Source organism: Phenylobacterium sp., assembly GCF_044371015.1.
In the GTDB taxonomy this organism is placed as follows: Bacteria; Pseudomonadota; Alphaproteobacteria; order Caulobacterales; family Caulobacteraceae; genus Phenylobacterium.
This window is the reverse complement of sequence record NZ_JBILUK010000162.1, coordinates 1-7,202: the sequence shown is the minus strand read 5'-3', so window position 1 is coordinate 7,202 and position 7,202 is coordinate 1. Positions and strand designations below refer to the sequence as shown.

The following is a 7,202-nucleotide window of genomic DNA, read 5'->3' as shown; positions in this document are numbered from 1 at the left end:
CCGTCCGGCCCGCACCTCGCCCGCCAGCACGATGCGATTGGTGGTCACCAGGGTTTCACAGGCCACGCGGGCCTGGGGCTCGGCGGCCAGGAAGGCGTCAACCACGGTGTCGGAGATGCGGTCGGCGACCTTGTCGGGATGGCCCTCGGACACGCTTTCGCTGGTGAAGATGTAGCTGGAACGGCTCAAATCGACGGCTCCGGAGAGGGTGGCGCGTGCGGCCCGCGCGAGGTCGAAAATCCTATAAAGAAATCTTTATGTGATGCCAAGCGAGGCGCCGCGACGCCGCCCCGAAATCAGCGCCAGGCCCGAGAGCAGAAGCATTGCGGCGAGCGGGGCCTCGCCCCACCGGCTATAGAGCGTGGCCTGCGCCGGCGGCGGCAGGGGCGCATCTATGACGCCGGTACGCCCTAGGCTCAGCGACTGACCGGGAACAATCCGGCCCTGTGCGTCGATCACCGCCGACACCCCGGTGGGCGTCGAGCGGATCATAGGCAGTCCTTGCTCGATGGCGCGGTAACTCGCGATGTTGAGGTGCTGCCAGGGGCCGGTCGTCGCGCCGAACCAGGCGTCGTTGGAGATGTTCAGGATCCAGGCCGGGCGCGGCCCGTGTGTCAGCCCGGGAAACAGCGCCTCGTAGCAGATCAACGGTTGCACCATCGGCAAGCCGGGGAGTTTCAAGGGCCGGGGGCGCGGGCCGGGCGTGAAGTCTTCGGGCATCCGCACCAGCGAGCGGAAGCCGATGCGGTCCATCAGCTCGCCCAGAGGCATGAACTCGCCGAACGGCACGAGCCGATGCTTGTCGTAGACTCCGGCGACGCCCAGCGTCGCGCCGTCGCGCCGGAACGCAATCAGCGTGTTGTAGTATCGCCAGCCCTCGGCCGTCAGCGCCGCGCGGTTGGCGCCCATAAGCAGCGTCTGGCCCGGCGCCACCGCGTCGCGCAGGCGAGGCGCCAGCGGGGATTCCGGAGAGATGACATCATCGATCACCGCCGGCAGCGCGCCTTCCGGCCAAATCACGACGTCGGGGCGCCGCGGGGCCGGAACGGCGGTCAGGGCGATGTAGTCATCAAACACCGCCTCAAGATTCTCCGGCTTCCACTTCTCCTTCTGGTCGATGTCAGCCTGGACGATGCGGATCAGCGGCGCTTCGGCCAGCGGGGGCGTGCGCGCGGCCGCCGCCAATCGCCCGGCCCCGCCGGCATAAAGGGCGGTCAGCGTAACCCCGGCCAGGGTCAGCACCGCCGCTTGGCTGGTCCGGCGCACCGGCAACATCAACACCGCCGGCGTCGCGGCTATGGCCAATGTGATCCAGGTCAGGCCATAGGCGCCCACCAGGGCGGCGGCCTGCGAGGGTGCGCTGCCTGCACGCCACGCCTCGCCCACCAGATTCCACGGCAGGCCGGTCAGCACATGGCCCCGCAGCCACTCCGCGCCCGCAAACAATCCGGCGAACACCAGCGGCTTCCAGCCCCCGCGCGGCCGCGCCCAGCGATAGGCCAGCCCCGCTGCGCCCCAGAACAACGCCAATCCGCCAGCCATCAGCACTACGGCGAACGGCGCCATCCAGCCATGCACCCTGACGTCCACCAGGAACGGCTCGGCGATCCAGAAGGTCGAGACGCTGAAGTAGCCCAGCCCCGCCAGCCAGCCGATCCCGAACGCCGAACGGCGCGATCGTCCGGCAACCCCCTCCAGACGTAGCAACAACAGGCTGAACCCCAACAGGCCCGGTAACAAACCGAACGGCGGATGCGCCAGGGCGGCGGCGATTCCCGCCGCAAGCGCGGTCAGGGCCGAATAGAGCCGGGATCGCTCCACTACCCCGCGCCCGACGCCGGCGCCTCAATGCGGCGTACCCGGACGCGCTTCACGCGCCGGGGATCGGCGGCGACAACCTCGAACTGATAGCCGTCCGGATGCTCGATCCGATCGCCCTTGCGCGGCACGCGGCCCGCCAAGGCGTTCACCAGACCGGCGACTGTGTCGATCTCCTCATCCAGTTCGGCGGCGGCGAGGTCGACCCCTTCCCCCAGGGCCGCTTCCAGTTCCTCCAGCGGCGCGCGGCCGTCGACCAGCCATCCATCGGCGTCGGCCTGCACCGCAGAGAAGCCGGAACCGGCCGCATCGTCGTGCTCGTCATCGATCTCGCCGACCAGGGTCTCCAAGAGGTCTTCCAGGGTCGCCAGGCCGTCCACCCCTCCGAACTCGTCGATAACCATCGCCATGTGCGTGCGTTTGGCGCGCATGGTGGCCAGCAGACGTGTCACAGGCATCGAGGGCGGCACATAGAGCACCTCCCGCATCAGGGTATGGCGGCCTGAAAGCACCCGGTCTTCCGGTTTGGGCCGGCGCGTCTTGCGCGCCAGCAGACGGAAGACGTCCTTCACGTGGACCACGCCCACCGGCTCATCCAGCGTCTCGCGATAGACCGGCACGCGGCTGTGCTCGGCCTCGACGAATAGCGCCACCACTTCGGCGAAGGTGGCGCCACGCTCCAGCGCCACGATATCGGCGCGCGGCCGCATCACATCGCCGACGCGCAGGTCCTGGAAAGCCCGCGCTTGATGCACCAGTTCACCGGCGCCCTCGCCGATGGGCTCGGGCGCATCGTGGTCGGCCGCGTTAGCAAGGCTGCGGATCTGATCGAACAGTCCAAGCAGGCCGCGTCGCCGTTGCGGGGTCTTTGGACCCGGCGGTCGACTGTTGGGACCTCCATAACTAGAGGGGTCTGGGTCGCTCATGCTCTCCTTCACCGGCCACGTAGGGATCCGGGATCCTCATTTCGGCCAGCAGCGTACGTTCAAGGTCTTCCATGACCTCGGCGTCATCATCGACGATGTGATCGTATCCGAGAAGATGCAGAACGCCGTGCACCACCAGGTGTGAGACATGATTGGCCAGCGGCTTGCCCTGCTCGCTCGCCTCGCGCGCGCAGACGCCGAAAGCCAGGGCGACGTCGCCGAGATGGTTCCGCGGGTTTGGCGGGGTCGGAAAACTCAAGACGTTGGTCGGCGCATCCTTGCCAAGAAAGTCGCGATTGAGCGCCTGCACGCCCGCATCGTTGGTCAGGCGGAAGGCGACGTCGCCGTGGCCGGCCTCTTCCGCCTCAAGCGCGATCAGCGCCGCATGGCGCACGATCTTCTCGATCTCGGGCAACGCCTCGGTCCAGACAGGGTCGTCAATCTCGATATCGATCACACTGGGCGTCCGCGTTTGGCCGCATCCGCGTCGTAGGCGCGCACAATGCGCTCGACCAGCGGATGGCGCACCACGTCTGCTGCGGTGAAGCGGGTGACCGCCACGCCCTCGACGCCTTCCAGCAGGCCCACGGCATGGGCCAGGCCTGAGTCGCCGACATTGGGCAGGTCGATCTGGGTCGGGTCGCCTGTCACCGCCATGCGCGAGCCTTCACCCAGGCGGGTCAGCACCATCTTCATCTGGGCCCGGCTGGCGTTCTGGGCTTCGTCGACGATGACGAAAGCGTGGCGTAGCGTGCGACCACGCAGGAAGGCGATGGGCGCGACCTCGATCTCGCCCTTCTCGCGGCGCCGGCGCATCTGCTCGACGCCCAGGATGTCGGTCAGCGCCTCCCACACCGGCGCCATATAGGGGTCGACTTTCTCGTTCATGTCGCCAGGCAGAAAGCCCAGACGCTCGCCCGCTTCCACCGCCGGTCGCGAGACGATGAGTCGGTCGACCGCGCCGCGCAGCAACAGGCCCGCGCCGTGCGCCACCGCCAGAAAAGTCTTGCCCGTGCCCGCCGGTCCCAGACCCAAGACCAGATCGTGCCGGGCGAGGGCCGTCAGATAGGCGGCCTGGGTCGGGGTCTTAGGGGCCACTTGGCCCCGCCGGCCCACCGGCAGTCCGCCGCCCGCCGGCGCCGCTCCGGCCCCGGCGCGCGCCTGGCCGATCGCCACACGCACGTCGGCCTCGGTCACCTCCAGCCCCTGGTCGGCGCGCGTGGCGATGGTTTCAACCGCGCTCTTGGCCGCTCGTCGCGACTTGGCGTCGCCCGACAGCGCCACGCCGCCGCCCGGCGTCTCCACCAGCACACCGAAGGCGTCCTCGATCAGCGCGGTGTGGCGGTTGCGGGCGCCTGCGACCGCGCGGAGACCCTCGGCGCTCAAAGCCACGAATTCCGGCGCCCGGCTCAAGCGCTTTCCAATGCCAGCTCGCCCGCCAGGCTGTTTTGTCCCGCCGAGGCGATGCGCACGGGCGCGATCTGGCCCATCAGCGCCGCCGGCGCCTCCAAATGCACCGACTGCAGATAGGGGCTGCGGCCGATCAGCTGACCTGGATGCCGCCCTGGCTTCTCGAACAGCACCGGCAGCACTCGGCCGACCTGAGCGGCGTTGAACGCCTTCTGTTGCTCGACCAGCAGTGTCTGCAGCGCCTGGAGCCGTGCGTCCGCCACCGCGGGCGCCACCTGGCCCATCATCGCCGCGGCCGGCGTGCCGGGTCGCCGCGAGTATTTGAACGAGAATGCGCTGGCGTAGCCCACATCGCGCACGAGGCTCAGTGTCGCCTCGAAGTCGGAGTCACGCTCTCCGGGGAAACCGACGATGAAGTCGCCCGAGATGGCGATGTCCGGCCGCGCGGCGCGAATGCGTTCAATCAGCCGCACATAGCTTTCCGCCGTATGCGCCCGGTTCATCGCCTTCAGAACCTTGTCCGAGCCTGCCTGCACAGGAAGGTGCAGATAGGGCATCAGGGCCTCGACCTCGCCATGGGCGGCGATCAGGGCGTCGTCCATGTCGGCCGGGTGGCTGGTGGTGTAGCGGATACGGTCCAGGCCCTCGATCTTCGCCAGCCGCCGCACCAGTCCGGCCAGACCCAGACCCTCTGCATCGGGCGCGGAATAGGCGTTGACGTTCTGGCCAAGCAGCGTCACCTCCCGCACGCCCTGGGCGGCCAGCACGCGGGCCTCGGCCTCCACGGCCGCCGCCGGCCGTGACCATTCCGCGCCGCGTGTATAGGGCACGACGCAGAAGGTGCAGAACTTGTCGCATCCCTCCTGCACGGTCAGGAACGCCGTTACGCCCGTCGACGCCCGTTCGGCGGGCAGCGCGTCGAACTTGGCCTCGGCGGCGAAGTCGGCGGCCAGCCGCTCGCCGCGCGACCGATGGCTACGGGCGATCAGCTCCGGCAGCTGATGGTAGGCCTGCGGCCCGACCACCAGATCCACCGCAGGCTGGCGCCGCAGGATCTCCTCTCCCTCGGCCTGAGCGACGCAACCGGCCACCGCGATGGTCATGGCCCCGCCCGCATCGGCGCGCGCCTGTTTCATCCGCTTCAGTTGGCCTAGCTCGGAATAGACTTTCTCGGTCGCCTTTTCGCGGATGTGGCAGGTGTTCAGCACCACCAGATCCGCCTCGTCCGGCGTATCGGTAATGGCATAGCCCAGGGGGCGCAGGACATCGGCCATGCGCTCGCTGTCATAGACGTTCATCTGACAGCCGTAGGTCTTGACATAGAGGCGCCGCACGGGCGTTTCGGTCGTCACGGTCGCGTTATGGGGTTGGCGACCTCGCCGCGCAATCCCCGGCCAAGTCCGCGGCTATCGTGGCTTGCGCATCCGCATCAGGCCTTCCTGAGCGCAGCTCGCCACCAGCACCCCGTCAGACGCGCGATAGACGTAACCCAGGTTGAAGCCCCGCCCGCCAGACGCCGAGGGGCTTTCCTGGTGATAGAGGTGCCACTGGTTGAAGTCGGTCGGCTGGTGAAACCACATGGCGTGGTCCAGGCTCGCCGACTGAAAGCCCGGCGTCCGCCAGCTCACGCCATGCGGGCGCACCGAGGTGCCGAGCAGGCTCATGTCCGAGGCATAGGCCAAGATCACCTGATGCATATGCCCATCGGCGCCGATGGGCGAGCGGGCGCGGAACCACACCTGCTGGCGCGGCTCGCGGGGGCTGGGCGTCTGGGTGTCGAAGCGGCCGTCGACCGTGCGCATCTCGATAGGCTGGGGCCGGTCCAGCCAGGCCCGCGCTTCGGGCGGGGCGTCGGCGAGCAGCCTGCGCTGCACCTCGGTGTCGTCCTCGACCTCGTCCGGGGCCGGCGCGTCGGGCATGTCGGACTGGTGCTCGTAGCCGGTCTCCTCGGCCTGAAACGAGGCTGCGAGGTTGAAGATCTGCCGGCCGTTCTGCACTGCGATGACCCGCCGGGTGGTGAAGCTGCCCCCGTCACGCGACCGGTCAACCTCGAAGACGATCGGCGTGGTCGGGTCGCCGGGTCGGATGAAATAGCAGTGCAGCGAGTGGCAGACGCGGTCTTCCACGGTCTCGTAAGCCGCCAGCAGCGACTGGGCGATCACTTGGCCGCCGTAGATCCGTTCCCGTGACTCTTCGGCCGGCGTAAACCCGCGGAACAGGTTCATCTCGAGCCGCTCGAGGCGGAGGTTCTCGATCAGGGTCCGGGTGTCCATGCGGCCGCCCATGCTGCAGTTGCGAAGGCGAGCGGCTTACGCTGCGGACGGCGTGGGGGCAACCGTGGACGCGGCTGATGATCCCGGCGCGACACGCCGCGGTCGAACCTGCTAGAGCGTGCCGGCGGCTCCATTCAGGCGCCGCGCCACGACCTTGCAAGACAGTGAGACGGCATGAGTCAAAGTGAACCGCCGGCGACCGCCGGCGAAGCGGGTCTCCCCGCCGCAGAGCCGGTGTCCGCCCGCATCCGCGCGCGGTTGACCGCGTCGCGCAGGCGCTTCTTCGCCAACGATAACATCGCCGAATTCGTCGAGGCGGGCGAACTCGAGGAGTTGCTCTCCGAGGTCGAAGAAAAGTTCAAGGCGGTGCTGGCCAGCTTGGTGATCGACACCGACGGCGACCACAACACCCATGACACCGCCCGTCGCGTGGCCAAGATGTACCTGACAGAGGTCTTCCGCGGCCGCTATGCCGCCCCCCCGCCGGTGACCGAGTTCCCAAACGAGGCCTCGCTCAACGAGTTGATGATCGTCGGCCCGATCACGGTGCGCAGCGCCTGCAGCCACCACTTTTGCCCGATCATGGGCCGCCTCTGGATCGGTCTGATGCCCAATGAGCACTCCAACCTGATCGGCCTCTCGAAATACTCCCGCCTGGCCGAGTGGGTCATGTCGCGCCCGCAGATCCAGGAGGAAGCGATCTCCCAGATGGCTGAGCTCCTGATGGAGAAGGTGCGTCCGGACGGACTCGCGGTGATCATGGAGGCGGACCACT

At 68.3% G+C, this 7,202-nt stretch carries 8 protein-coding genes; 1 reads left to right on the top strand and 7 read right to left on the bottom strand.

Annotated features, from left to right (window positions below; translation table 11 throughout):
• From ACIQ3R_RS12905 to ACIQ3R_RS12875, 7 genes are all read right to left on the bottom strand, one after another.
• On the bottom strand, nt 1-189 hold a 189-nt coding region (locus ACIQ3R_RS12905; RefSeq protein WP_397419117.1), incomplete at its 3' end, for an S-adenosylmethionine synthetase N-terminal domain-containing protein.
• A gap of 66 nt (nt 190-255) precedes the next feature.
• The gene (gene lnt / locus ACIQ3R_RS12900; RefSeq protein WP_397419115.1) at nt 256-1,821 is read right to left on the bottom strand and encodes an apolipoprotein N-acyltransferase; all 1,566 of its coding nucleotides are present in this window, start codon (nt 1,819-1,821) and stop codon (nt 256-258) included.
• Nucleotides 1,821-2,744 carry a hemolysin family protein gene (locus ACIQ3R_RS12895; RefSeq protein WP_397419113.1) on the bottom strand — a complete coding sequence of 308 codons (924 nt, stop codon included), beginning with the start codon at nt 2,742-2,744 and terminating at the stop codon, nt 1,821-1,823. Before ACIQ3R_RS12895 ends, lnt begins: the two co-directional genes overlap by 1 nt.
• Nucleotides 2,722-3,201 (bottom strand): rRNA maturation RNase YbeY, encoded by a 480-nt coding sequence (ybeY, locus tag ACIQ3R_RS12890; protein WP_397419111.1) that lies wholly within the window; start codon nt 3,199-3,201, stop codon nt 2,722-2,724. Before ybeY ends, ACIQ3R_RS12895 begins: the two co-directional genes overlap by 23 nt.
• On the bottom strand, nt 3,198-4,157 hold the full coding sequence (locus ACIQ3R_RS12885; protein ID WP_397419109.1) for a PhoH family protein: 960 nt from the start codon (nt 4,155-4,157) through the stop codon (nt 3,198-3,200). The genes ybeY and ACIQ3R_RS12885 overlap by 4 nt, the downstream gene beginning before the upstream one ends.
• Nucleotides 4,154-5,506: a tRNA (N6-isopentenyl adenosine(37)-C2)-methylthiotransferase MiaB gene (gene miaB / locus ACIQ3R_RS12880; RefSeq protein ID WP_397419107.1), complete on the bottom strand. Its 1,353-nt coding sequence runs from the start codon at nt 5,504-5,506 to the stop codon at nt 4,154-4,156. The genes ACIQ3R_RS12885 and miaB overlap by 4 nt, the downstream gene beginning before the upstream one ends.
• A 54-nt stretch (nt 5,507-5,560) precedes the next feature.
• Nucleotides 5,561-6,427 (bottom strand): acyl-CoA thioesterase, encoded by an 867-nt coding sequence (locus tag ACIQ3R_RS12875; protein ID WP_397419105.1) that lies wholly within the window; start codon nt 6,425-6,427, stop codon nt 5,561-5,563.
• Nucleotides 6,428-6,601: 174 nt separating this feature from the next.
• Between ACIQ3R_RS12875 and folE the strand changes: the two genes are divergently transcribed.
• Nucleotides 6,602-7,202: GTP cyclohydrolase I (folE, locus tag ACIQ3R_RS12870; RefSeq protein ID WP_397419103.1), on the top strand; the 601-nt coding region annotated here is incomplete at its 3' end.

Excerpts from the sequence above, each read along its gene's own strand:
- ACIQ3R_RS12895 (WP_397419113.1), bottom strand. The coding sequence starts at position 2,744 with ATGAGCGACCCAGACCCCTCTAGTTATGGAGGTCCCAACAGTCGACCG.
- ACIQ3R_RS12875 (WP_397419105.1), bottom strand. The coding sequence starts at position 6,427 with ATGGACACCCGGACCCTGATCGAGAACCTCCGCCTCGAGCGGCTCGAG.